Annotated in this window: 17 protein-coding genes; 7 read left to right on the forward strand and 10 right to left on the reverse strand. The window is 48.4% G+C overall.

The window, feature by feature from the left end; translation table 11 throughout:
* Positions 1 to 16 precede the first annotated feature (16 nt).
* From ACTJJJ_RS13205 to aspS, 10 genes are all read right to left on the reverse strand, one after another.
* Complete coding sequence (locus ACTJJJ_RS13205) at positions 17 to 943, reverse strand: glycosyltransferase family 2 protein (RefSeq protein ID WP_188934464.1); 927 nt, start codon at positions 941 to 943, stop codon at positions 17 to 19.
* Positions 933 to 2,279, reverse strand: coding sequence for a lipopolysaccharide biosynthesis protein (locus ACTJJJ_RS13210; protein ID WP_440702028.1), 1,347 nt, complete (start codon positions 2,277 to 2,279; stop codon positions 933 to 935). Before ACTJJJ_RS13210 ends, ACTJJJ_RS13205 begins: the two co-directional genes overlap by 11 nt.
* Positions 2,261 to 3,280: a GDP-mannose 4,6-dehydratase gene (locus ACTJJJ_RS13215; RefSeq protein ID WP_440702029.1), complete on the reverse strand. Its 1,020-nt coding sequence runs from the start codon at positions 3,278 to 3,280 to the stop codon at positions 2,261 to 2,263. Before ACTJJJ_RS13215 ends, ACTJJJ_RS13210 begins: the two co-directional genes overlap by 19 nt.
* 2 nt (positions 3,281 to 3,282) lie before the next feature.
* Positions 3,283 to 4,605, reverse strand: a complete 1,323-nt coding sequence (gene rfbH / locus ACTJJJ_RS13220) for a lipopolysaccharide biosynthesis protein RfbH (protein ID WP_188934458.1) — start codon at positions 4,603 to 4,605, stop codon at positions 3,283 to 3,285.
* 2 nt (positions 4,606 to 4,607) lie between these two features.
* On the reverse strand, positions 4,608 to 5,504 hold the full coding sequence (locus ACTJJJ_RS13225; protein WP_440702030.1) for an NAD-dependent epimerase/dehydratase family protein: 897 nt from the start codon (positions 5,502 to 5,504) through the stop codon (positions 4,608 to 4,610).
* A complete protein-coding gene (rfbG, locus tag ACTJJJ_RS13230) occupies positions 5,497 to 6,576 on the reverse strand; it encodes a CDP-glucose 4,6-dehydratase (protein ID WP_440702031.1) in 1,080 nt (359 codons plus the stop codon). Before rfbG ends, ACTJJJ_RS13225 begins: the two co-directional genes overlap by 8 nt.
* A 9-nt stretch (positions 6,577 to 6,585) precedes the next feature.
* Complete coding sequence (gene rfbF / locus ACTJJJ_RS13235) at positions 6,586 to 7,356, reverse strand: glucose-1-phosphate cytidylyltransferase (RefSeq protein ID WP_188934452.1); 771 nt, start codon at positions 7,354 to 7,356, stop codon at positions 6,586 to 6,588.
* Between the two features lie 56 nt (positions 7,357 to 7,412).
* Positions 7,413 to 8,483, reverse strand: a complete 1,071-nt coding sequence (locus ACTJJJ_RS13240; RefSeq protein ID WP_440702032.1) for a Wzz/FepE/Etk N-terminal domain-containing protein — start codon at positions 8,481 to 8,483, stop codon at positions 7,413 to 7,415.
* Between the two features lie 29 nt (positions 8,484 to 8,512).
* The gene (locus ACTJJJ_RS13245) at positions 8,513 to 10,903 is read right to left on the reverse strand and encodes an SLBB domain-containing protein (RefSeq protein ID WP_229222541.1); all 2,391 of its coding nucleotides are present in this window, start codon (positions 10,901 to 10,903) and stop codon (positions 8,513 to 8,515) included.
* A gap of 126 nt (positions 10,904 to 11,029) precedes the next feature.
* The gene (gene aspS, locus ACTJJJ_RS13250; protein WP_440702033.1) at positions 11,030 to 12,787 is read right to left on the reverse strand and encodes an aspartate--tRNA ligase; all 1,758 of its coding nucleotides are present in this window, start codon (positions 12,785 to 12,787) and stop codon (positions 11,030 to 11,032) included.
* A gap of 92 nt (positions 12,788 to 12,879) precedes the next feature.
* On the opposite strand from aspS, the gene ACTJJJ_RS13255 reads away from it, so the two are divergent.
* From ACTJJJ_RS13255 to ACTJJJ_RS13285, 7 genes are all read left to right on the forward strand, one after another.
* The gene (locus tag ACTJJJ_RS13255; RefSeq protein ID WP_440702034.1) at positions 12,880 to 13,803 is read left to right on the forward strand and encodes a PE-PGRS family protein; all 924 of its coding nucleotides are present in this window, start codon (positions 12,880 to 12,882) and stop codon (positions 13,801 to 13,803) included.
* 9 nt (positions 13,804 to 13,812) lie between these two features.
* Complete coding sequence (locus ACTJJJ_RS13260) at positions 13,813 to 15,699, forward strand: CocE/NonD family hydrolase (RefSeq protein WP_440702035.1); 1,887 nt, start codon at positions 13,813 to 13,815, stop codon at positions 15,697 to 15,699.
* An 11-nt stretch (positions 15,700 to 15,710) separates the two neighbouring features.
* Complete coding sequence (locus ACTJJJ_RS13265; protein WP_440702036.1) at positions 15,711 to 17,822, forward strand: prolyl oligopeptidase family serine peptidase; 2,112 nt, start codon at positions 15,711 to 15,713, stop codon at positions 17,820 to 17,822.
* A gap of 182 nt (positions 17,823 to 18,004) precedes the next feature.
* Entirely contained in the window at positions 18,005 to 19,651 is a 1,647-nt protein-coding gene (locus ACTJJJ_RS13270; protein ID WP_440702037.1) for a leucine-rich repeat domain-containing protein, read from the forward strand.
* Between the two features lie 84 nt (positions 19,652 to 19,735).
* On the forward strand, positions 19,736 to 21,574 hold the full coding sequence (locus ACTJJJ_RS13275) for a T9SS type A sorting domain-containing protein (RefSeq protein WP_440702038.1): 1,839 nt from the start codon (positions 19,736 to 19,738) through the stop codon (positions 21,572 to 21,574).
* Between the two features lie 252 nt (positions 21,575 to 21,826).
* Positions 21,827 to 23,950, forward strand: coding sequence for a bifunctional aldolase/short-chain dehydrogenase (locus tag ACTJJJ_RS13280; RefSeq protein ID WP_188934438.1), 2,124 nt, complete (start codon positions 21,827 to 21,829; stop codon positions 23,948 to 23,950).
* Positions 23,951 to 24,018: 68 nt separating this feature from the next.
* Positions 24,019 to 25,302: a sugar isomerase gene (locus ACTJJJ_RS13285; RefSeq protein WP_440702039.1), complete on the forward strand. Its 1,284-nt coding sequence runs from the start codon at positions 24,019 to 24,021 to the stop codon at positions 25,300 to 25,302.
* The last annotated feature ends 30 nt before the right edge of the window (positions 25,303 to 25,332 follow it).

Genomic DNA, 25,332 nt, shown 5'->3' on the forward strand with positions numbered 1-25,332 from the left:
TAAATCGGGTTATAGATTACCGGGAGCTCAGCTTTCTTTTTGTGATGTTGATCATTCTTTCTGTAAGAAACGAAATGCTTACGGCTCCATCGATGTTCTTTAAGAGACGCTGGCCATATCGATACTTGTAAGTATTTAAAAACACCCTCGATTTGAACTGTCGCTTAACCTCTTGGGTGTTGTAGTAATTTTTAATAAAATACCATTTGGCCCAGTCGTAGTAAATTTTCAGCTTCGTACTGTTGGTAGTGGTGATGGAATCCTGATGATGTTTGAATTTGGAAAGGTATTTATCGATACAAACGATTCTTTTATAAGCCGGATTTCTCGTTGACAACAGGAATATTAACAGGTCGTTACCCGCACCATACCGCGGAAAATTCAATTCATCGGAATTGGGAACATCTACGATCAGGCTTTCGACTAGATCCGATCTTCTGAATATTGCACAACCAGGAGAGTCGGGGAAGGAAATGTTGTTGCTGTAAAGTTTCTCTTTCAGATAATCTTCGACGGATAGGTTGGTATGCTGTTGGTATGAAGATTGGTCCAATACCTCCCCATCGCTCGTGATTTCCTCATAGCCCGTCATTACAAAAGCAACATCAGCTTCAAAGACAGCCATCGTCTCCGTAAGATAGTCGCTTTCAATGAGATCATCAGACCAGAGTATCTTCACATATTCACCTTCCGCCAGGTTAAAGCTCCGTTCCCAGTTTCTTACAGGGCCTACGTTTGTTTCATTCTGGAACACTCTTACTCTTTTATCTTGTTGAGCGATGCTTTGCAGAATAGCCCAGGTTTTGTCGGTGCTTTGATTGTCTACCACCACTACCTCAAAATTGGGGTAGGTTTGGGAAAGGGCCGATTCCAATGTTGCTGTGATTAGCTTTTCTCTGTTGTATACAGGAATCACTATTGAAACGAGGGGGTTAGTGGTCATGCTTCCTCAGTATTTTATAACTGGTAATGGGTCCGACAAATGCGAAAAATGCAAGCGAGATAACGGAGGCGAGTACAACTCCGTTTACGCCCATCTCCATGTATTTGCACAGAAAGACTGCAAGCGGCATGTTCAGGGCCATGGCGATGACGGAAGTGAACAACTGTTCCTTGGTACGGGAAATACCATTCAAAAAGTACGCATAGATATTGTTCCAGATCGTAATCAGCGTGTATATGCCCATTAGCAATGGGAGGTATGCCGGAGTTTCTATTTTCGTTTTCATCCATAATTCCACAATCTTGTCAAAATAAATGATTGTGAGGATCAAGACAAAGGAAACGGGAATAAGCAACGTGTTCAATAGCCTCAGCCGGTCTCGAATCCAGGAGTAGTCTTTTTTCAGGTATGCTTCCGTATAAGCTGACCACAGGGGAGTCATCACCATTGCAAGTATGATGCTGATCATATTGAAAACCCGGAACGTAATGTTGAAATAGGATACGTGAGCGGGGCCTAATAGTCTGATGATGATGAAGTTGCTTGTTGAGAAGATAATGATGGCCGCTACCTGGATGATGAAGAAATTCAACCCGATGTTGAGGATGTTCTTGACGTGCTTACGCTTGAATAGCTTTGCTGAGGGGGATAGAAAAGGCCATGTCTTGTAAACGAAAATCGAGAAGCCAAGGAATGTTGCGACGTATAAAGTCGAGTAGACGAATGCTACCGCACCCAGGTTACCATTGATAAACCGTGGGAAAAGATACACTGCACCAATGAACAGTGAACCGAATACGATATTCGGCCAGGCAGTGAGGGAATTCTGCTGGAGTGCGTTCAATACCTGGTTGGCCAGGGCAAGAATGAACCCAAGGAGTGTCGATGCGACAATCCATGAAAGCGTCGTTCGCAATATGGTATTGGACAATGAATTGCTCGTGTTGAAAATGCTTTGCCAATCCAGAAACGGAATTACTGCGAGGCACAAAAGCAAAACCGCGAGTATGATCGAACCCAGGCATACATAGGCTGTCGATACGTACTCTTTTGCTGCCGTACGATTGTTTAATGCGAGTGCTTCGGCCACTCTGTTGCGCAGCCCATTTCCGATCCCGATATCGGACAGGCTGAGCCAGGACACAACGGAAAGGATAGTTAACCATATCCCGTAGGACTCATTACCAAGGTGCTTGAAGAGCAGCGGTACCTGAACCAGTGAAATGAGCATAGCAATCCCCTTAGCAAGCAACGAAAAAAGAACCTGGCGATTTATATTCTTGCTTCTCTCGCTTTGATCAATGGCTAAACGACCGGTTAACTGCCCGAAACCCATTCTATCATTCTATCAATGCCCTCGTTCTTGCCAATAAGCGGAGCCCAACCGAAACGTGAATGCGCTTTCGAAGTATCGGCAACGAACACTTTTTGGTCGCTTTGCCGCCAGGGAAGCTCTTCATAAGCCATCTCGATTCCCAATTTGTTCTCGAGAATTTTAAACAATTCTAATAGCGATAAGCTGTTTTCCATTCCTCCACCGATATTGAATGCTTCTCCGACAGTGTGATCCGTGTTGGAAATCGCGGAAAAATAGCAGTTGATCAGATCGTCGGCAAAGAGTAAATCCCGAACCTGTTTTCCGTTTCCGGAAATGGTAAACTTATCCTTCAATACGCCGTTTTTTATATCGACAGCCTGTCTTACAAACCAGCCGACCCATCCCTGGTCAAAGGTAGAGAATTGCCGGCCTCCGAAGATTGATGAATGCCTGAAGACGATGGTTTTGAGGTCAAACATTTTGGCATAGTCCAGCATGTATTGGTCGGTAGCGCCTTTTGAGCAGCCATATGGCGATTGGAACTGGAGCGGAATGTCTTCCTTAAAACCGTTTTCGAAATTTTGCGCTTCGAAGCGGGTGGGGGTTTCCTGGAAGTTCACCCAATCGAAATCTCCGTATACTTTGTTGGTCGAGGAGTATGTTACAATCGCTTCCGGCGCATATTTGCGGACGGATTCCAGTAAGTTATTCCCTCCGAGCACATTGATTTCGAAATCCAGGCGGGGGTTTGCCAGGGAGGTTGTCATCGCCACCTGTCCGGCCAAATGGAAAACTACATCGGGTTTGGTTTCGCGAATGGCGAATTCTACGTCGTTGTAAGACCGGATATCAGCGTGGTAGAACTTGAAATCACCTTGCTGCCTAAGCCAGGCAAGGTTTTGCTCTGAGCCATAGCGGAACAAGTTATCGAATACGAATAGCTCGTCACCTCTTTTGAGCACCTCTGCTCCTAGATTTGAACCCAAAAAACCGCAGCCTCCGGTTATAAGATAGCGCATAGTTATAGTGTAGATATGTATTGACGGATCGTTTCTGCGATATAATCGTAGTGGTTTTGGTTCAGACCAGGCCAAACACCTAGCCAGAACGAGTCGTTCATGACGATGTCGGTGTTGGTGAGGTCGCCTTCAACGCGGTGGACAATGCCCTTGTAGGCTGGTTGGCGGATCAGGTTGCCTGCAAAAAGCAAACGCGTTCCGATCTTCTGTTCTTCAAGGTATTGCGTCAGGTCGCTTCGGTTGATCTTGCTGCCTGGACGAATGGTCACCATAAAGCCAAACCAGCTCGGATTACTATGCGGGGTTGCTTCGTGAAGAATGAAGTGCTCCTCGAACGGTTTAAGAACGTTGTACAGTAATTGGTGATTGATCCTGCGTTTGTCGACGAATGCATCTGCTTTTTGCAACTGACTCAAACCGATTGCCGCCTGCATGTCCGTCACTTTCAGGTTAAATCCGATATGAGAATAGGTGTATTTGTGGTCGTAACCATACGGAAGATCGCCAAGTTGCCATTCGAAGCGCTTGCGGCAGGTATTGTCCTTTCCTGTTTCACAATAACAGTCACGGCCCCAGTCGCGGAAGCTCTCGACGATCATTTTCAGCCTTGCATTGTTGATCAGAACCGCACCGCCTTCGCCCATTGTAATGTGGTGTGCGGGGTAGAAAGACACCGTTGCCAGATCGCCGAAAGTACCTGTTTTCTGATTACGATAGGTAGCACCCAGGGAGTCGCAGTCGTCTTCGATAACCCACAAATTGTATTTTTTTGCAACTTCCATGACCACATCCAAGTTGAACGGGTTTCCGAGGGTATGCGCGATCATGATTGCCTTTGTCTTTGGCGAAACGGCCTGTTCGATGCGCTCAGCCTTGATATTGTAGGTAGGGATGTCAATGTCGACAAAAACCGGCACGGCACCGTACTGGATCATCGGGTTTACGGTCGTAGGAAAGCCCGCGGCCACTGTAATCACTTCGTCGCCTGGCATAATCTGCCTGTCGCCGAGCTTTGGAGAGGTAAGTGCGTAAAATGCACAAAGGTTAGCCGATGATCCGGAATTGACCAGGATAGAAGATTTCGAACCAAAATACTTGGCAAACTGGTACTCGAATTTCTTTCCGAAGCGTCCTGTTGTAAGCCAGCCGTCAATCATCGAATCAATCCCGTACAGGAGGTCTTGTTCGTCGATCACCTTACCTGTTACGGGTATGTAACTTTCACCCGGGATAATTTCTCTTTTTATCTTTTGTTGGATAGCGGGGAGAAGAGCATTCAACAGGTTCTGATCTATATTGGCTAGCTGAGCTAATAATTGTTCCATAGTTAGTTAGTGTAATAATATTTTACCGTGTTTCTGATCGCCTCCTGTAAGTTAAAGTTTTTGAAGCCCAGAGACGCGGCTTTCGTAGAAGCATTATAAAACTTGTCGTTTTCTCCCAATCTCTGCGCAACGGCGCCCCAATTCCAGAGTTCCGCATTAAAATCAGGGATTTCCTTCGCGAAAAATGCTGCCATTTCCCGAAGGCTGTGACAAGTTCCCGAGCCAAGATTGATCACCTGATTTTCGATCTCAGACAATGTTTGAGAAATGATTTTATAAAGGATGAATGAAGCCAGATCGCGCACGTACATGTAATCCCTGCCCTGCGAGCCATCGGAGAGATCGATGGTCTTTTTATTTCTCTGTGCGTTGATGAGCAGGGGGAAGAATTTTGAATTGTCTTCGCCCTCGCCGAACATGCCAAACGGGCGGAGTATGGAGAAGCGTATGCCCGGTTTTTGAAGTAAATATTGCGAAAACATCAGTTTTGAAATTCCATAGTGTGTTTTTGGTAAACAAGGAGTCGTTTCGGTTAACGTTTCCTGTTCCAATTGGTATTCGAATGCGGTGCCGATCTGGATCCAGAACACATCCGGGTGATTCTGAACAAAGTAGTCGAGGAAATCTCTTTTCTTCAGGTAATTGATATCGTAGAGAAGATGCAGATCCTGCTGGTATTTGACCACTCCGTAACCACTTGTGTCTATCACGATGTCGGGCTGTAAGTCGGTCAGGCTAGCCCAGGTGTCCGGATTGAGAATGTCGAGCCAAAGATGGCCCGGCTTGTCGGCGCTGGACCCTGGAATAACTTCGATGGATTCATTTTCCCGGAAGACTTCAACCAGATTACGTCCCACAAATCCCGAAGCACCCAGAACAATGACTTTAATTTTATCCATGACTAAAGTGTGCAATCTGTTGTCTCGTCAAATCTACGGCCTGCTCCCCCTGTTCCACTTTCAGGTACCATTCAAGCGTATTCTGAATGGCCACACGTGCGGTAAATTTCGGCGTCCAGCCCATATTGGCCACGGTGTTGCTGATGTCCAGTTTCAGAAGTCCGGCTTCATGCGGCTGGTCGGGTAGTCCTGGTTTTTGATAAGTACCTTTTCCCCACGTTTGCAACGCCACATTCACAAGCTCTTCCACGGTGAGATTATCTTCCGACAAAGGTCCGAAGTTCCACGCATCGGAGAAAGTCAAGGGATCGTCGATCATTTTTGTTCCCAAATGCAGATAGCCGCCAAGGGGTTCCAGCACATGTTGCCACGGCCGCACCGAGAGCGGATTTCTCACCGACACCGGTTGTCCCTGCCTTAGGGCGCGGATGATATCCGGTATGATCCGGTCCTTGGCCCAGTCACCGCCGCCGATCACATTTCCGGCTCTGGCACTCGCTATCGCTTTTTGATGTCTCGAATAGTTTGCCAGACTAAAAAAAGAATTTCTGTAAGAGCTGATGATCAGCTCCGCGCACGCCTTACTCGCGCTGTACGGATCGTAGCCGCCCAGGCGATCGTTTTCCCGGTACGGGTACTGCCATTCCTGGTTTTCATAGACCTTGTCCGTTGTAATGAAAATGCCTGCACAAGGTTTATCGAGCAGCCGTATCGCATCAAGTACATTGGCAGTACCAATCGCATTGACTTCAAAAGTCCCGGCAGGTATCTCATACGAGAGCCGCACCAGCGGCTGGGCAGCCAAATGGAAAACAAAATCGGGTGCAAACGAAGTTAGCTCACTTTTGAGACGTTCCTTGTCTAGAATGTCGGCAATAACCGATTCGCACAGGGAGTCGCCAGCGATGACGTTGTATAAGTCATACTCATTTTCAGGAGCCAGGGAGTAACCCTTAATTTGCGCTCCCAGTGTATGTAGCCAGGAAAGTAGCCAGGCTCCCTTGAATCCGGTATGACCGGTCAGGAATACCTTTTTCCCCCTGTAATATTTTTCGAGATGTTGATAATTCATGACCTTCGTTTACCAGTTTTTCCAGGGGGCATTGTTCGAGCTCCAGAGGTTTTCCAGCTCATGCTTATCACGAAGCGTGTCCATTGGTTTCCAGAAACCAGTGTGTTTGTAAGCCACCATTTGGCCGTCGGCGGCAATTCGTTCGAGAGGTTCTGCCTCGAACACCGTGCTGTCTCCTGAAATGTAGTCCAGCACCTTAGGTTCACAAATGAAGAAACCGCCATTGATCCATGCTCCGTCGCCCTTAGGCTTCTCTAAAAATGAATTTACCTGGTTTCCTTCGTCGATATTCAATGCGCCAAAACGACCCGAAGGCTGAACAGCCGTAACGGTCAAAAGTTTCTTGTTTTGGCGATGGTATTCGATCAGGCCGGAGATGTCCACATCGCCCACGCCGTCACCGTATGTAAGTAGAAAAGGCTCGTCTTTGATGTATTGAGCTACTCTTTTAACCCGCCCGCCCGTCATGGTTTCGTAACCGGTATCCACCAGGGTTACTTTCCATGGTTCGGCTTGCGAGTTGTGTATTTCCATTTTATTTTCCTTCATGTCGAAGGTAACATCCGACTGGTGAAGAAAGTAATTAGCGAAGTATTCTTTGATTACGTAGCCTTTGTATCCGAGGCAAATTACGAAGTCATTGAAGCCGTGTGCCGCGTAGATTTTCATAATGTGCCAGAGAATAGGCTTTCCGCCAATCTCTACCATCGGTTTAGGTCTCGACACAGTTTCCTCGGATAATCTGGTCCCAAGACCCCCCGCAAGTAAGACAACCTTCATAGTTTAATGTTACGCGTTAGTGTGAATGAAAATTATGACAGATCAATGAGGACGGATTAGCCCTTCATTAATTTTTGGTGGAATTTTTCTTTGACAATAGCGATATACAGCAGGCTGGCAAATGCACCTATTCCTGCAAAAAGTATCGCCATAATCAATCGATGGGGGCTGCTGGTTGTTAGAGGGACTTTTGTCGTTTCAAGCACTTTAAAAACAGGCCTTTCTTCCTTTACTCTTATTCGCATTTGTTCCTGTTTAAAGACGAGGTCGGAGTAGATAGACTGGGCTAACGTATATTCTGCCTGTAACCGCTGCTCTTCGATGCGCGCAACATTGAGGAATGCATTCCGGTTTTGGTCACGATAGCTTTGAAGCGCATATTCGGCACTTTTGAGACGCTTTTTAGCTTCCTCAGTTCGGCCGGTTAAAAAGGTTAATTGCTGATTCAACTTAGCAGTTCTTACATCCTCAACGTAGTCGATAAGGTAGTTTTTGGCATTTTCCACCACCAATGCCGCTAAAACAGGGTCAGGTAATTCGGATTCAATGGAGATCAGGTTACTTTTTTGTTCAATTGAAGCGGATACCATACTTTTTGCTCCCGATATCAAAGCAGTCTCTTCCTTCGAATAATAGAGTACTCCGCTGCCTTTGAGATCCAGTTTAGGCCCGTGCGGGAGGGTGGCGGATTTATTGGAAGAGAAAAATGAACGAATTCTTGCCAGCAATCCTGGTGACGACGGCTTTGCTAAATATGATTTAAGGGTAGCATACTTTTGACCGGATTGTGTAGTAATAGGCTGGTTCAAAAGATACTCGCCAAAGGACGAGCTTTCCAGTACATTCGGATACAAGTCTGGTGTCAGGTTCCCCGGGCCATCGGTATTATTGCCGCTTACCGCAAGAGCAAAAAACGATGATTTTGCGGCGCTGTATTCAGGGAGCAGAATGGTTTTGGCAGTATACTTTTCAGTTTGTATATAGCTGGAAAGGTAGCCCAGGATGGCAGATGCTACCGCTATGATCGCTATAAGCAAAATGTATTTTCGAAAAAAGGCGATAATGTCAGACAGATGTACTTCAAATGCTGGCTCGTATTGTTCGCCCGATACGATTTTTTGAGACATAATATTTTACTGTGTGTATTAGCTGATAGTTAGAGGAATCGAATCACAGTAATAGCCAATGTGCTTATCAAAGAGATAATCGCGACTCTCTCACCAGGGCTCATTTGTCTGTCTGGTCTTTCCGTTTTCATTGGAATAGTAATCACTGAACCGGGTTCGACCTTCGGATACGAGCGGAAAAATAGAAGCCGTGTCGTTCGATACGTTCGTCCGTTAGGATGGGAAACGTAGGTACGGCTTTTCCTTGCCCGCTCTGTGAAGCCTCCTGCCTGAGAAATATATTCCTTAAATGAAAAGTTCTTGTCAAAGTTCACGAGCGAAGGATTATACACTCCCCCTTGAATCCGTATTGTTTCAGACTTTTTGGGAATTACCATTGTATCCCCATCTGCGAGAAGAAGGTTGGCGGGTAATGAAGGTCTGTCTGCAATGGCCTGAAGGTCCAGAGCGACGAGTTCCTGATTTCGATAGAATTTGGCTCCTTTCAGGTAGCCTTCCTTTTTCAGCCCTCCGACTTTCGTGAACAGATCTGAAATTCTCTCAAAGTTGTTCCGGATCGTATATGTTCCCGGGTACATCACTTCGCCAACCACAGTTACCGTTTTCTGCACTTCATATCTCGGCGATTTTCTGACGAGAACGATATCATAGGGCAGCAATTCGAACTTTTGGTCGTCCTCGTTAATTACAAGGTTGTCGGCTACGTTGAGCGTAAAAACCCGTACATTCTGGTTCTCCGGCAGACCTGTCGTATCGTTTTTGACGCGGCGGGAAACTTCAATCCGGTAAGGAACCCCACCCTCCGTATAGCCACCGGCCTGAAACACAAGGTCCGCAATCGTAATATCCTTGTAGTAATAGTATTCCCCAGGATTTATTACGGATCCGCCTATTGAGAGATATGTAAACTCGCGAAGGTCCTCAACCGATTTGATCGTCAGAACGTCGCCTGGTTGCAGCACAATATCGGGAATTTCCCCGTTCAGGAGCTTTCTTAGGTCAATGGCCACCAAACCCGTTTGTGTCTCGCCGCTGGCCCGTTCGAGGAGTGCGCGGTTAAGGAATGCTCTGGGGCTGGTTCCCTGAGAAATAGTAATGAGCTCTTTAACGGTTTTAGTGCGCTCGTCGAGCGGGTAAATGCCGGGACGGGTCACCGCACCTCTGATCTCAACCTGGTTTGCAACTACATCCAGAATACGCTTCACTGTGAAAGAGTCGCCATTTCTTGGCTGGAAAGTTGCCACCTGGGACGAATCGATGGAACCGATCACAAAGTTGTTGCCTGTATTGCGCTTATATTGGATAAGGCCGGTAAAAGCTTCGGGGTTAAAACCTCCGGCGTAGCGTAAAATATCCTTTAACGTTTCGCCGGGCTTGGCCTCAAATATTCCCGTTTTTTTGACTTCGCCGGTTAATTCTATTCGTGAATCGAAAGGACGGATCAAGATGATATCCTGATCTTGCAGTGCTATGTTATCTTGCAGATCGGCGTCTACAAGAAAACGATACAAGTCGATTTTTTTGATCACCTTGTTGTTCCGCACAACCTCTATATTTCGATACGAGCCATTGCGCCCCGGTCCGCCTGAAACATAAAGGGCGTTAAATGCCGTGGAAAGTGAGGAAACTGTATAGGTCCCTGGTCTGAGGGCTTCACCCAGCACCATTACACGGATGCTGCGTACATTTCCCAAAGTAATAGTTGAATATGTTCCTGAACCCGGGCGGTTCAGCGTAGAGTATGCTTGTCGCAGCCTGTTAACAATTCGTTCGCTCGCCTGTTCGATGGTAAGCCCATTCACATAAACAGGCGCCAGATTGAGCATCTTAACAGTACCTTCGGGACTGATTTTCATGCGAAAATTGTCGACCGAATTCCCATAAATATCGACTACGAGCTCGTCATCGGGCCCAAGGATGTAGTTTTTCGGTGTAGGAATCCGGAGATTCGGTTCAAAGGTTACCGTCGACTGGCCAAAGAAGGTTGAGCCGAAAGTCCGGCTTAATCTGCGTGATCTTCCGCGGCGGAGGGACGTCGAGTCATTCTCGTTATTTGTCTCCTCGTCCAGTTCATCCTGGTCGTCCTGTTCCCTGGTTTCGTCGAGCGCATCACGTTTAGGATCCCGCTTTGTATTATCCTGAGTAGTTTGCTGCAATCGCCTGCGGATAGAGGAAATGTCGTCGAGTGTATATCCTCTCTGGAGGGCGGCACGTTCAATGTCCATATCGGACATCCCGGCATTCTTCGCCTGGTTATAGAATTCAACAGCCTGGCTCGGATTGATGGGTGTATTACCCTGGGGTTGCGAGGGAGCGGTTGTGGGTGCCGTGTTCTGAGTGTAACCTTGAAAACTAAATAATGCCAGAAATACAGTGAAAAGCGCGACAATGTATTGTCTTGTCATAGATGGATAATGCATGCAGTGTATTTTAATATTACTTAGAATCAGGGACTATAAATGTTACAAGCCCCTAATATAGGGGCAAAGCTACAAAAACTTCGAACAAATAGACTTGCCGGTTTCTAATTCGGCCTACAAGCCGGATCAGTCCACCTTAATTGCCAGCTCTTTCAATTGCCCAGCCGATATCGCCGAAGGTGAATCGATCATCACATCACGCCCGGAGTTGTTCTTGGGGAATGCGATGAAATCCCGGATCGAATCGGCGCCGCCGAAAATAGAGCAAAGCCTGTCGAAACCAAATGCGATACCGGCGTGAGGAGGTGCGCCGAATTCAAATGCATTCATCAGGAAGCCGAATTGCTCCTGCGCTTCCTCAGCCGAGAATCCGAGGATTTCAAACATTTTGCGCTGCAGTTCTTTCTCGAATATCCGGACAGAACCTCCGCCCACTTCAACGCCATTGATAACCATATCGTATGCATTCGCCCTTACGAGGCCCAGATTTTTATCCAGCAGGCCGATATCCTCCGGTTTCGGGCTGGTGAATGGATGGTGCATTGCAAACCAGCGGTTTTCTTCCTCGCCAAATTCCAGCAGAGGGAAGTCGATCACCCATAAGGCCCGGTATTCGTCGGGGTTGCGCAGCCCCAGGCGCGAGCCTATTTCGAGGCGCAGCTCATTAAGTTGCTTGCGGGTTTTATCACCTTGTCCCGAAAGGATCAATAAAAGATCGCCCGGTTTAGCATCGAACGCTTCAACCCATTTTTTAAGTTCTTCTTCTGTGTAAAATTTGTCAACGGACGATTTGATCGATCCATCGGTATTGTAACGCACATAGACCAATCCTTTCGCACCAATTTGCGGGCGCTTGATCCAGTCGGTCAGCTCGTCGACCTGCTTTCTCGTGTAACCCGCGCAGCCGGCAGCATTGATACCCACCACAAGGCCGGCATCATCGAATACGCCGAAACCTTTTCCGGAAGTAAGGTCCCGGTCTTCACCTTTCAGCTCGACGAATGACATGTCGAAACGGATATCCGGCTTGTCGGAACCATAGAGACGCATGGCATCGGCGTAAGTCATGCGGGGAACTGCCGGCAGGTCGAATCCCTTCACTTTCGAGAAAAGCTCGCGGATCATACCCTCGAATGTATTCAACACATCCTCCTGGGTTACAAACGACATCTCGCAGTCGATCTGGGTGAACTCAGGCTGACGGTCGGCGCGCAAATCCTCGTCGCGGAAACACTTTACAATCTGATAGTAACGGTCGAAACCGGCCACCATCAGAAGCTGTTTGAATGTTTGTGGCGATTGGGGCAAAGCATAAAATTCTCCGGGGTTCATCCGGCTAGGTACTACGAAATCGCGGGCGCCTTCCGGTGTGGATTTGATCAGAACCGGCGTTTCTACTTCGATGAAATTCAGATTGTCGAGGTAAGCGCGGGTGTAACGTGCAACCTGGTGACGTAGTTGGAGGTTTTGACGAACCGTATTTCTGCGAAGGTCGAGGTAGCGGTATTTCATGCGGATATCGTCGCCGCCGTCGGTTTCGTCTTCGATCAGGAACGGGGGCAGTTTCGCGGGGTTCAGAATGCTGAGTTCTGCCACGCGGATTTCGATGTCGCCGGTGGCGATCTTATCATTTTTAGACAGACGTTCGATCACCGAACCTTTGGCCGAAATCACGAATTCACGGCCTAGCGAGCGGGCAGTTTCCAACACATTTGCAGGGGTTTTGCCCTCTTCGAAAAGAAGCTGGGTGATGCCGTAACGGTCACGCAGATCGAGCCAGATCATGCCCCCTTTGTCGCGGACACGCTGAACCCAACCACATAATACAACGTCTTGATTTACATGTCCTAAGCTTAATTCCCCGCAGGTATGTGTACGTAACATATAACTATTTTAATACTGATATAATGAAAGTCGCTGATAATAAATGCGGCAAAAGTACGTATTTTTAGCAAATCTAACATGAAGTGTTTTCTATGAAAATATATGACAGCGTGGGCGGACGAGTGGGGCTGCTACTTTCTTCACTTGTTTTTTCCGTAACCTGTTCATGCAGCGACCCGGAGCCGTCACCCGGCGGAAATGGCAACTCCGACCAGTTCGAAACAACCCCCGAACAGTTCCCGGTCGCCGCCGGTGTGATCGACGAAGCATCGGGTATGGCAGCAAGCGCCTCGATGCCCGGTTACCTCTGGACGATCCAGGATTCCGGTCAGCCCAATTCGTTGTACCTGATCAGCAAGGACGGGAAAAGCATCAAACAATATAATGTACCCGGCAGCAATAACCACGACTGGGAGGAAGTGGCGGTAGGCCCGGGACCGGATAATGGCGTGTCGTATGTGTACATCGCCGACATTGGTAACAATAATCAGCCGGTTACTTCCACCAATACCATTTACCGCATCCCTGAAATCATCGGTATCGACGGTTCTTTTAATCAGAATGCATTGCAAAAGATCACTTTCAGCTATCCCGACGGCGCCCGCGATGCCGAAGCACTGATCGTTGACCCGGTAACGAAGGATATTTTTGTGTTGTCGAAGGAAATGCAGAATACCAATATTTACAGATTGGCCTACCCGCAATCGGCAAACGATGTAACGGTTGCCGAAAAAATAGGTACTGTACCGGGCGTTGCACTTGCTACCGCGGGCAGCATTTCCAAAGACGGAGGTGAAATCGTCGTGCGTACCTATCTGGCGGTATATTACTGGAAAAGAAGTACTGGTGAGACTGTCGGCCAGACGCTCGTTAAATCCGCGAACAAAACTTTGATAGTGGCCCTTGAACCGCAAGGTGAGGCGATCTGTTTCGAAAATGAAAATAAGGGGTTTTACACACTGAGTGAAAAGGGAAATGCCGCGAGCGTATCACTGAATTTTTATAAGAGAAAATAATCACAAACTATGATCAAAAATCTACTTCGGGCAGCACTCATCGTGCTGGCTCAGCATGTTTATGGACAAGTTGCATCCGACGAGCAATACATCCGCGAAAATTATTCGAAAGCGGAATACGACATTCCGGTGCGAGACGGCGTGAAGCTTCATACGATCGTCTACTCGCCCAAGGATGCTTCTGCCGACAAGAAATACCCCTTTTTAATGCAGCGCACGTGTTACAGCGTGGCTCCCTACGGTGCCGATAAATACCCGCCGCGACTGGGCCCGAGCCCGACGCTGATGCGCGACAAGTTCATATTCGTATACCAGGATGTGCGCGGCCGCTACCTGAGCGAGGGCGTGTGGACGAACATGACGCCGCATATCGACCAGAAAAAAGGTAACAACGACGTCGATGAGGCCTCGGATACTTACGATACAATCGAATGGCTGCTTAAAAACGTCGCGAACAACAATGGCCGGGTGGGGCAATGGGGCATTTCGTATCCCGGTTTTTATACGACAGCCAGCGCGTTGGCCGGTCACCCCGCATTGAAAGCCTCGTCGCCGCAGGCACCGATCGCCGATTTCTTTTTCGATGATTTCCATCACAACGGTGCATTTACGCAGGGATATTACCTTACGTTCCCGGTTTTCGGCATCAAGCCGCCGAAGCCAACCACGGATTCCTGGTTTGCGAGCGAAATGTTCACGCCAAAGCCGGACGGTTATTCATTCAACCTGGAAATGGGTTCTTTGAAGAATTTTGACAAATATTATTCAAAGAATTTTTACTGGCAAGAGACCGTCGAGCATCCCAATAAAGATGAGTTCTGGAAAAAACGCGATATCCTGCCGCATTTGAAAGGCGTGAAACATGCATTCATGACCGTGGGTGGCTGGTTCGATGCCGAGGATTTGTATGGCCCTTTGAATACCTATAAAACACTGGAAAGGAACAATCCTTCCATGTACAATACATTGGTGGTAGGGCCATTTGGGCACGGCCGGTGGAGCCGCGAAACCGGGCATACTTTGCACAACGACATTTATTTTGGCGATAGCATTGCTACTTTTTACCAAAACAATATTGAAGCGAAATTCTTCAAGCACTTTTTGAAGGAAGCCGGTGACGGAAAGACCGGCCTACCGGAGGCTTATTTGTTTGACACGGGTAAAAAAGAATGGAAGACATTCGATAAATGGCCGGTAGCAAATGCGGAAAAACGCAAGCTTTATTTCCATTCAAAAGGTAAACTGGATTTCGATGCGCCGAAAGAAAGCAAATCGGTGACCGAATACGTGAGCGACCCGTCGAAACCGGTGCCTTACACGGCCAATTACAAGCAAATGTCGGGTTTTACGCCATTTGAATATATGTCGGAAGACCAGCGCTTTGCAGGGACCCGCCCCGACGTGCTCGTTTTCGAAACGGATATCCTGACCGAAGACCTTACCCTTGGAGGCGAAATTAATGCCTTGCTGAAATTCAGCACCACCGGTACCGATGCCGATTTCTTCGTGAAACTGATCGACGTTTACCCTGACGACGAAAAGAACCACGCCTATATGCCCGATCCGAAAGTGGTACTCGCCGGTTATCAGCAAATGGTACGGAGCGAAGTAATGCGTGCCCGCTTCCGTAACAGTTTCGAAAAACCGGAACCGGTTGTTGCGGGCAAAATTACCGATTTGAAATTCCGTTTGCAGGATGTGCTGCATACCTTCAAAAAGGGCCATCGCGTGATGGTGCAAGTGCAAAGCACGGCATTCCCGCTGTTCGACCGCAACCCGCAGAAGTACATAGGGAATATCTACAAAGCAGAGGATTCAGATTTTACCACTGCTAAACACACGATTTATCATCAGGCCGGAGCTCCAAGTTCCCTGGAAGTGGAGATCATTAAATAGCGGCCGTTTTTATGGATTCAAAATTTTTTCTGATGACTTTAATGGCAGCATCAGCATTGTCGGTACAAGGCAATGCTCAGCAATTGGAATATCCTGAAACGAGAAAGCAGGAGCATTACGACGAATACCACGGTGTGAAAGTGGCCGACCCCTACCGGTGGCTCGAAGACGACCGTTCCCAGGAAACAGCGGAGTGGGTAAAGGAGCAGAACGAAGTCACATTTGGGTATCTGAATGCGATCCCGTTTAAGAAAAAGATATTTGAGGACCTGGAAAAGGCTTACAACTACCCTAAATATTCCGCACCCAGAAAGAAAGGGGAGTATTTCTATTTCTACAAAAACGATGGTTTGCAAAACCAGGCCGTGTTGTACCGCCAGAAAGGCCTGAATGGCACGCCGGAAGTAGTGATCGATCCGAACAAGCTTTCACCCGATGGTACTACACGGCTTACTGTTTTCAGTTTGTCCAAAGACGGAGCCCATGCGGTATTCGGCTTCTCGAAAGGCGGCTCCGACTGGCAGGAATACCAGGTGATGAATATGAAAGACCTCTCCATGCTCGCCGACAAAGTGGAATGGGTGAAAGTTTCGGGGGCTTCATGGCAGGGCGATGGCTTTTATTACAGTCGCTACCCCAAGCCGGATGGCAGCGCATTGGCTGCCAAAAACGAAAATCACCAGGTGTTCTTTCACCGCGTCGGTACGGCACAGGCGGAGGATAGGCTGGTGTTCGAAGATCCCGCGAACCCGCAGCGTTTCCACACCGTTGGTACGACCGAGGACGAGGAATATGCGGTCCTGACTGTGAGCGATCGTGGAAAGGGGAAAGACGGTAACGGGGTGTGGGTATTGAAAAAGGGTGAAAGTCGTTTTGTCCCGATCCGGGAGGAGATCACGGACGCCAGTTTCCGCATTATCGAAAACATCGGCGCGGATTTCCTGGTAGAAACCAACGATAATGCACCGAATGGCAAGGTTATGCTTTTCAAAACGGCTGGCCGGAATTGGGAAACAGTGTTATCAGAGCGCAAGGAACCGCTTGAATACGCACAGTTGGCAGGCGGGAAGTTGTTTGCTTCCTATTTGAAAGATGTCACGAGCCGCGTGTCCGTATATGATCCCAAGGGTATTGTTGAAAGTGAAATCGAACTGCCCGGATTGGGTTCTGCGGCAGGATTTGGAGGGGATAAAGAGGATACCTTCGTGTTCTACACCTATACTTCTTTCAATTATCCTTCGACGATCTTCCGATATGACATTGCGAGCGGTAAAAGCAGCGTTTTCCGCGAACCCGAAGTGGCATTCAAGCCATCGGACTACGAAACGAAGCAGGTATTTTACCCAAGCAAGGACGGGACCCGCATTCCTGCATTCATTACTTATAAAAAGGGCTTGAAATTGGATGGTACCAATCCGACAATCCTGTATGGTTATGGTGGTTTTAATGTCAGCTTGCCGCCCGCGTTTAGCCCTACCCGTATCCCGTTCTTCAACCAGGGCGGTATATTTGTTCAGGCCAATTTGAGAGGTGGCAGCGAATATGGTGAGAAATGGCACGAGCAGGGCATGAAGCTGAAAAAGCAGAATGTGTTTGATGATTTCATCGCTGCGGCGGAGTATTTGATTCGTGAAAAATACACTTCTCCCGAAAGACTGGCCGTTCAGGGCGGTTCCAACGGCGGGTTACTTGTAGGGGCGGTTATGAACCAGCGTCCCGAGCTTTTCAAAGTGGCATTACCCGCTGTGGGCGTAATGGACATGCTCCGTTTTCACAAATTCACCATCGGCTGGAACTGGATCGCCGATTATGGAAGCAGTGATAATGCCGAGGAGTTCAAGGTATTGTACGGTTATTCCCCGCTTCACAACATCAAAGCAGGCGGCCATTACCCCGCCACGATGATCACCACCGCCGATCACGACGACCGCGTAGTTCCCGCACACTCTTTTAAATACGCTGCTGAGTTGCAGGCAAAAGCCGGCAAAACATCCTCCAATCCCTTGTTGATCCGGATCGATACCAATTCTGGTCATGGGGCGAGCAACACCAAAAAAGCGCTGGAAACTCAGGCGGACATTTACGCATTCCTCTTCCGCAATATGGGCCTCACCTGGAAGTGATTGACTTGTAGCGTGTAATCTACTATTAAACTTCAATAATTTTTTGTAACCGGTGCGCATTCTATTGTGCATTCGGTTACATTTGTATATACAATATTCTTATAGTACCGGCTGCGTCTTTCTGCCAGCCCAGGCACCCGCTCAACGTTCATCAGGACTTTACTTAACCTTTTAGCAACGCTATGAAGAAATGTCTGCTTGTGCTCTTGTGCCTTTTTATTTCCCTGCAATCTTATAGTCAGTCACTGGAAACAGACCGGCTGGCGCTCATCGCATTCTACCAGGCTACCGGTGGGGATAATTGGTTTAACAATACCGGTTGGACTGTCCCCGGAAATCCAGGAGATAATCCCTGCGGCTGGTATGGAGTTACCTGCGAAGGCGGGCGTGTTACCAGTCTCATTATGGAACAGAATGATGCTTATGGAGCGATACCGGCAGCAGTCGGAAGCCTAACCGCTTTGAAACATCTAGACCTTTCGGGAGCAGGGGATGAGCTTCCTCAGTTCCAGGGAAATCTGCCCGCGGAACTGGGTAACCTGACTAACCTGGAATACCTGGATATTAGTGAAAACAGGATAGAGGGGCCGAATATTCAGGTCATAGGTAATCTCACGAATCTTAAGCATTTATCCATAACGCCATATTGGAACGTGCCGGCAAGCTTTGCTAATCTCACCAATCTGGAATATCTGCGGATGGCAGCAGAAGATTATCCCTTTCCGACTTCGACGAATTTAGGTTCGATTCCGTCGTTTTTTGGAACATTTACAAAGCTGAAAACACTGATCCTGCGCAATGCTCATGCCACTGGCTCTGTTCCGTCCTCAATAGGCTTGCTTTCGAATCTGGAAGTACTGGATTTGAGCCAGAACGCGCTTACCGGTACTATTCCAGCCTCATTCAATAACCTGACCAAACTGACGAAACTGGATTTGTCATACAATAATCTGACTGGTCCGATCCCTAATATTCTGGGGATTCCTGTGGCCGCTGAGGTAAGAATCAATAATAATGCCTTCAACTTTTCCGGTATGGAGTCCAATATCAGCCGCCTTGATCAATATTTGGAGCAAGATTTGATCGATGCGCAATTGACTTATCCGTTGTGCCTGGGTTGTACAGCAGCTAGCATTGAAGTCTACGCGGGTGGCACGGAGGCTAATAATACATACAAACTGTTTAAGAATAATGTACTGACTGCGACGCAGACCGGTGACCGTTACATAGATTTGGATGGGGAGGGTATTTACCGGGTAGAAGTGACGAACAGCCTGGTGCCGGGTTTGACGTTGATTACAAAAGATCACGTGTCGGTTAGACTCCCCGTAACCCTCGTCTCTTTCGAAGGCAAATCCGAATCCAACCAAACCAAACTCACTTGGAAAACTACTTCCGAAACCAACAACAAAGGCTTCGAAATCGAACGCAGCGCGGATGCGCGGACGTTTGAGAAGATTGGTTTTGTGGACGGAAGTGGCGATACAAAAGATGATCAGTTTTATCACTTTACCGATCTCAGTCCGCTGGCAACATGCTATTACCGTTTGAAGCAGCTGGATTATGACGGGAAATCTGAATACTCCAAAATCATCAAGCTGAAAAGAAGCGACGCCGTATTTAAAATTTATCCTAATCCTGCTTCATACGAAGTGATCGCTTCGGGTTTTGAAGGTGTGAAGGATCTGCAAGTTGTGAATGAGACTGGCCGGATTGTTTTGAAAACGCAAGCCGATGCAGGAAAGCCGGTTTCCGTACAATCTTTAAAGCCTGGCCTGTATACTATCCAAATCGGAACAGACACGAGGAGATTGCTGATCAGCAAATAATGTAGTGGAAGTTTGTAACCGATTGTAAATATTTAATAGAAAAACATGAACTTTATGGGAAAGTTATTGTCATAAAGTTCATGTATGAAACAAGTTTTATCGTTCCTTCTTCTTCTTTGTTCAATCAATTCTTTCGCACAAACGCTCGAAGGAGACCGGCTCGCATTGGTTTCGATTTATAATGCCATGGGTGGTGCAGGATGGTACTCCGAGCGGGACGAACCTTGGCCGCTTCCCAGCCAGCCGGGGGCCAGTCCATGTGGCTGGTATGGCGTAACCTGCGAGAATGGTCGCGTTGTGGCGCTCAATCTGAGCGGTAACGAGTTTACCGGCCATGTTCCACCCGAGATAGGTAACCTGACGGCCCTTAGGGATTTGTATTTGGGGTGGTCGGAAGGTATGAATGCACGTCCGCCATTGGCAGGCAGGATTCCGGCAGAATTCGGCAACCTGGTGAGCCTCGAAACGCTGGAATTGAGCAACAATAATTTCGATACGGAAGGGTTTGATGTGATCTGGACATTACCTCAATTGAAAGTGCTCAGCTTTTCTCCCTCAGGACCTGTTTCCGCGTCGATAGGTAATGCGTCCGCTCTGGAATCGCTTACCATGGGTTATACGGCGGGTAATACGCCACCAACAAACCTCGGCAGTTTTCCCGTCGGTATCACACATCTGACGAAGCTTAAAACGCTCGATATTCTGAATTGCAACTTCACGGGACCACTCCCTGCTTCTATCGGCAACCTGACCAATCTGAACAAGCTATCCATTACGGGTTCCGGGCTTTCAGGAGCCATTCCGGCGGAGGTCGGGAACCTGTCCAATCTTACTTCATTGAGTTTGTCGGGCAAGGCACTTACGGGGCCTATTCCCCCTCAACTGGGCAACCTCACCGAATTAACTTCCTTGGATATAACGGGCTTGAAAAACGGTGGCGGCATTCCTTCGGCAATTGGCAATCTGGTCAACCTTGCATCGCTGAACTTCTACGACAATGAGCTAACCGGCAATTTGCCGGCATCGATCAATAATCTGACAAAAGCATGGCAGATAAATCTGAGTGGGAACAATTTGAGCGGACCTATTCCGAATGTTTCCAACATCCGGATCAGCCGGTTGCAGATTACGGGTAACAAATTCACATTCGATGGAATGGAGAATAACTTTTCCAGGTTAGCCTCTGACAATTCCCAGCAAAGAATAGGGATTTCAAAAACAAACCGTACGCTAGCCGTCTACGCGGGTGGCACGTTGGCCAACAATACCTACCGCTGGTATCGTTTTGACGAATTGGTAGCCACAAAGACCGGCGACAGCACATTCCTGGTTGAGCAGGAAGGCAGCTACTACGCGACTGTAACGAATTCCATTGTTGCCAGGTTGACATTATCGAGTGAAGTTTACAGTATGTCACTCCCCGTAACCCTCGTCTCTTTCGAAGGTAAAACCGAAAAGAATCAAACCAAACTCACCTGGAAAACTACCTCCGAAACCAACAACAAAGGCTTCGAAATCGAACGCAGCGCGGATGCGCGGACGTTTGAGAAGATTGGTTTTGTGGACGGAAGTGGCGATACAAAAGATGATCAGTTTTATCACTTTACCGATCTCAGCCCGCTGGCAACATGCTATTACCGTTTGAAGCAGCTGGATTATGACGGGAAGTTTGAACATTCGAAAGTGATTGTGGTAAGGGCCGGAAAAGCGGTGATCAATATTTACCCGAACCCGGCACAGACTGAACTGACGGTAGAAGGAACGGGTGGTAATGACATGGTGTCGGTTTTTACGCCAGCGGGCAGGTCGGTGGTTACCGACGCAGCACTGGTAGGCGGTAAGCTCGATTTGAAAGATTTGAAAGAAGGGATTTACACGATCAAGATCGGCGATGTCGCGAAGAAATTGCTAATAAAGCGATAGGTACAGTAAGGTTATTTCTGTTTTTCATGGTCTGAACTGTTACAAGCATGGTTCAGGCCATTTGTTTTATACAGAAACTTCCAATTCTCACATTAATTCTCAAATTATTTCAACATGCAGGATACAACAGGACGGTGTGCATTGCTAAGTTTCCTAATCTTGCACATAAGTTCAGAGTAGTATTAATCTGTTAAAATACTTTCAGGAAAGAAGCGCTTTTACCTCAAAATGATAAAAAATCAGGAAACAAATATGAGCAGTTCTAAAGTAAGCCAGTACAGGTATGTAAGCTATTTATGGGATGAAGAGAAGGCCGCTTCCCTGGGTGATGATCAGGTAGCACTTCTTCTGTACCGTTCAAATCTGTTGGGTGCAGATCTTCGCCTGACCAACTATGCTGGTGGAAACACGAGCTGTAAAACCATCGAAAAAGATCCGCTGACGGGCAACCCCGTGGAAGTGATGTGGATCAAAGGTTCAGGTGGCGATATTGGTACTTTAACAAGAAGCGGACTGGCCGGTCTGTATGTCGACCGCCTGCACAGCCTGAAAAGCATTTACCGCGGACTCGAATTCGAAGACGAAATGGTGGAGCTGTTCAACCATTGCATTTACGACCTGAAATCAAAGGCTCCGTCTATCGATACGCCGCTGCACGGCTTGCTGCCTTTCAAGCACATCGATCACCTCCACCCTGATGCACTGATCGCGATCGCGGCATCGAAAGAGGGTGAAGCCATTACCAAAGAGCTGTTCAACGGAGAACTGGCGTGGGTGCCCTGGCAGCGTCCGGGCTTCGACCTGGGTCTGCAACTCGAACAGGCATTGAACGACAATCCGGGCATTCGTGGTATCGTATTGGGTGGTCACGGATTGTTCACCTGGGGTGATACTGCTTACGAATCTTACATTAATACGCTCGATACAATCGAAAGAGCGTCGGAATACCTGGCCGAGAACTATGGCAAGAGCCGTCCCGTTTTCGGGGGCGCGCGTCTGGAAAGCGAGCCGAAAGAGCGTCGCGCTGCAATAGCGGGCAAACTGGCGCCTTATTTGCGCGGTCTAGCTTCCGAGCAACAGGCGATGATCGGTCACTTTACCGATGACGAGCGTGTATTGGAATTCATCGCGAGCCATGATCTGGACAAACTGGCGCCACTCGGTACCAGCTGCCCCGACCACTTCCTGCGCACGAAGATCCGTCCGTTGGTGCTCGACCTGCCATTCGAAAAACTGGAAGCGGCCGACGCCGAAATCCTCGAACACATTCGCCCGCAATTTGAAGCATACCGCGAAGGCTACATTGCTTACTACGAACGTTGCAAGCATTCCAACAGCCCCGCCGTGCGTGACCCGAACCCGGTGATTATCCTGTTGCCAGGTGTGGGTATGTTCTCGTTCGCGAAAGACAAGCAGACTGCCCGCGTTGCGGCTGAGTTTTATATTAATGCAATTAATGTAATGAAAGGCGCCGAGGCGATCTCTTCTTACGTTTCATTGCCCGAGCAGGAGGCATTCGACATCGAATACTGGTTGCTGGAAGAAGCGAAATTGCAGCGTATGCCGAAAGAAAAATCGGTATCGCGTAAAGTCGCATTCGTAACCGGCGGCTCGGGCGGTATCGGCAAGGCAATCGCTCAGAAACTGTTGCAGGAAGGTGCTTGCGTGGTGATTTCGGATATCGACGAAAAAGCATTGGCCGAAACCAAAGCGGAATTCGATGCGAAATTCGGCAAGGACTTTTCGGATACGACCGTGGCGAACGTGCTCGACGACGAGGCGATCAAAGCTGCATTGCATGCGACTAAACTGAAATACGGCGGTGTGGATATCGTGGTAAACTGCGCAGGTTTGTCGATCTCGAAACCATTGGCGGATACTACGATCAAAGACTGGGATATTTTGCAGGATGTATTGGTAAAAGGCCAGTTCCTGGTATCGCAGGAATCGGTTGCTATCATGCGTCAGCAAGGACTGGGCGGCGATATTATCAACATCGCTAGCAAGAATGGTATCGTTTCCGGCCCGAACAACGTGGCTTATGGAACGGCCAAGGCTGCTCAGCAACATATGTCGCGCCTTTTGGCTGCTGAACTCGGCCCGGACAGAATCCGCGTGAACGTGGTGAACCCGGACGCGGTAATCGCCGGAAGCAAGATCTGGGAAAGCGGCTGGGCTGCCGGACGTGCGAAAGCATACGGCATTAAAGTGGAAGAACTGCCGGCTTACTATGCAAAAAGAACCGTGCTGAATGCGGAAATCCATACGGACGACATCGCAAACGGCGTGTACATTTTCGTGAGCGGCTTGCTCAACAAAAGCACCGGAAACGTGATCAACGTTGACGGCGGTGTTCCTGCGGCATTCCTTCGCTAATGATCAAAATATGTTAAATCAGACTTGGCGGGTTTTTCAACTTGCCAAGTCTTTTTAATTCTATCCAGATGAAAATTGAACAATATCAGATCGACCAGCATAACGACAGCCTGTTTTCGCGGCATAACAACCAGTTCATCTTCCTCCAAGAGCAATTGGGCGAGCAGGGGATCAATGCCAAAGACCTTGTAAAATTGCTGGAAGCATTCCAGGTCGCGATTCCGAGCTGGGCATTGGGCACCGGCGGTACACGTTTTGGACGTTTCTCGGGAGTAGGAGAGCCCCGTTCATTGGAAGAGAAAATCGAAGATGTAGGCCTGCTGCACGCATTGAACCGTTCCAGCGGCTCTATTTCGCTGCATATTCCCTGGGACATTCCAGGCCAGGCTCAGCCGATTATCGACCTCGCGGCATCGCTGGACCTGAAATTCGATGCGGTGAACTCGAATACATTCCAGGACCAGAAGGACCAGGCGCTTTCGTACAAATTCGGCTCGCTCTCGCACGTGGACGCGAAGGTGCGCAAGCAGGCGGTGGAGCACAATATTGAAGTAATCAAACATGGCGGGAACCTCGGTTCCAAAGCATTGTCGATCTGGCTTTCGGACGGCTCTTGCTTCCCGGGTCAGTCGAATTTTGTAAGGGCATTCCAGAACACGCTCGAATCATTGCAGGAAATCTATGCAGCATTGCCCGACGACTGGAAGGTTTATGTGGAATACAAAGCCTACGAGCCCAATTTCTATTCAACCGTGATCCAGGACTGGGGCAGTTCGCTGCTTTTCTGTCAAAAACTCGGTCCGAAAGCGGATGTACTGGTTGATTTGGGACACCATTTGCCTAATGCAAACATCGAGCAAATTGTAGCGACATTGATGATGGAAGGCCGACTGGCTGGTTTCCATTTCAACGATTCTAAATATGGCGATGACGACCTTACCGTAGGCGCTATCCGTCCTTACCAGCTGTTCCTGATCTTCGTTGAGCTTGTAGAAGGTATGAAACGCGCCAACCGCGCAAGCGATACTTACGCATGGATGATCGACGCCAGCCACAATGTGAAAGATCCTTTGGAAGATTTGCTGCAATCGGTAGAAGCAATATTGATCGCACAGGCGCAGGCTTTGCTCGTCGATAGCAAAAAACTGGAACAGGCTCGGGTCGAAAACGACGTGGTATTTGCCCAGCAAATCCTGCAAAACGCATTCCGCACGGATGTGCGCCCGCTCGTACGCGAGGCCATGCGCCTGAGCGGCGGCTCGCTCGACCCGATCGGTCTGTACCGTCACCTGGGTGTGCGCAATGAGCTGCTTAACGAGCGTGGTAAGCTGACGGTAGCGACGGGGCTTTAAGGATGTCAGTCTGAGCGGGCGGCCCCGTCC

The sequence above is a fragment of the Dyadobacter sp. 22481 genome (genome assembly GCF_052044875.1).
Taxonomy (GTDB): Bacteria; Bacteroidota; Bacteroidia; order Cytophagales; family Spirosomataceae; genus Dyadobacter; species Dyadobacter endophyticus.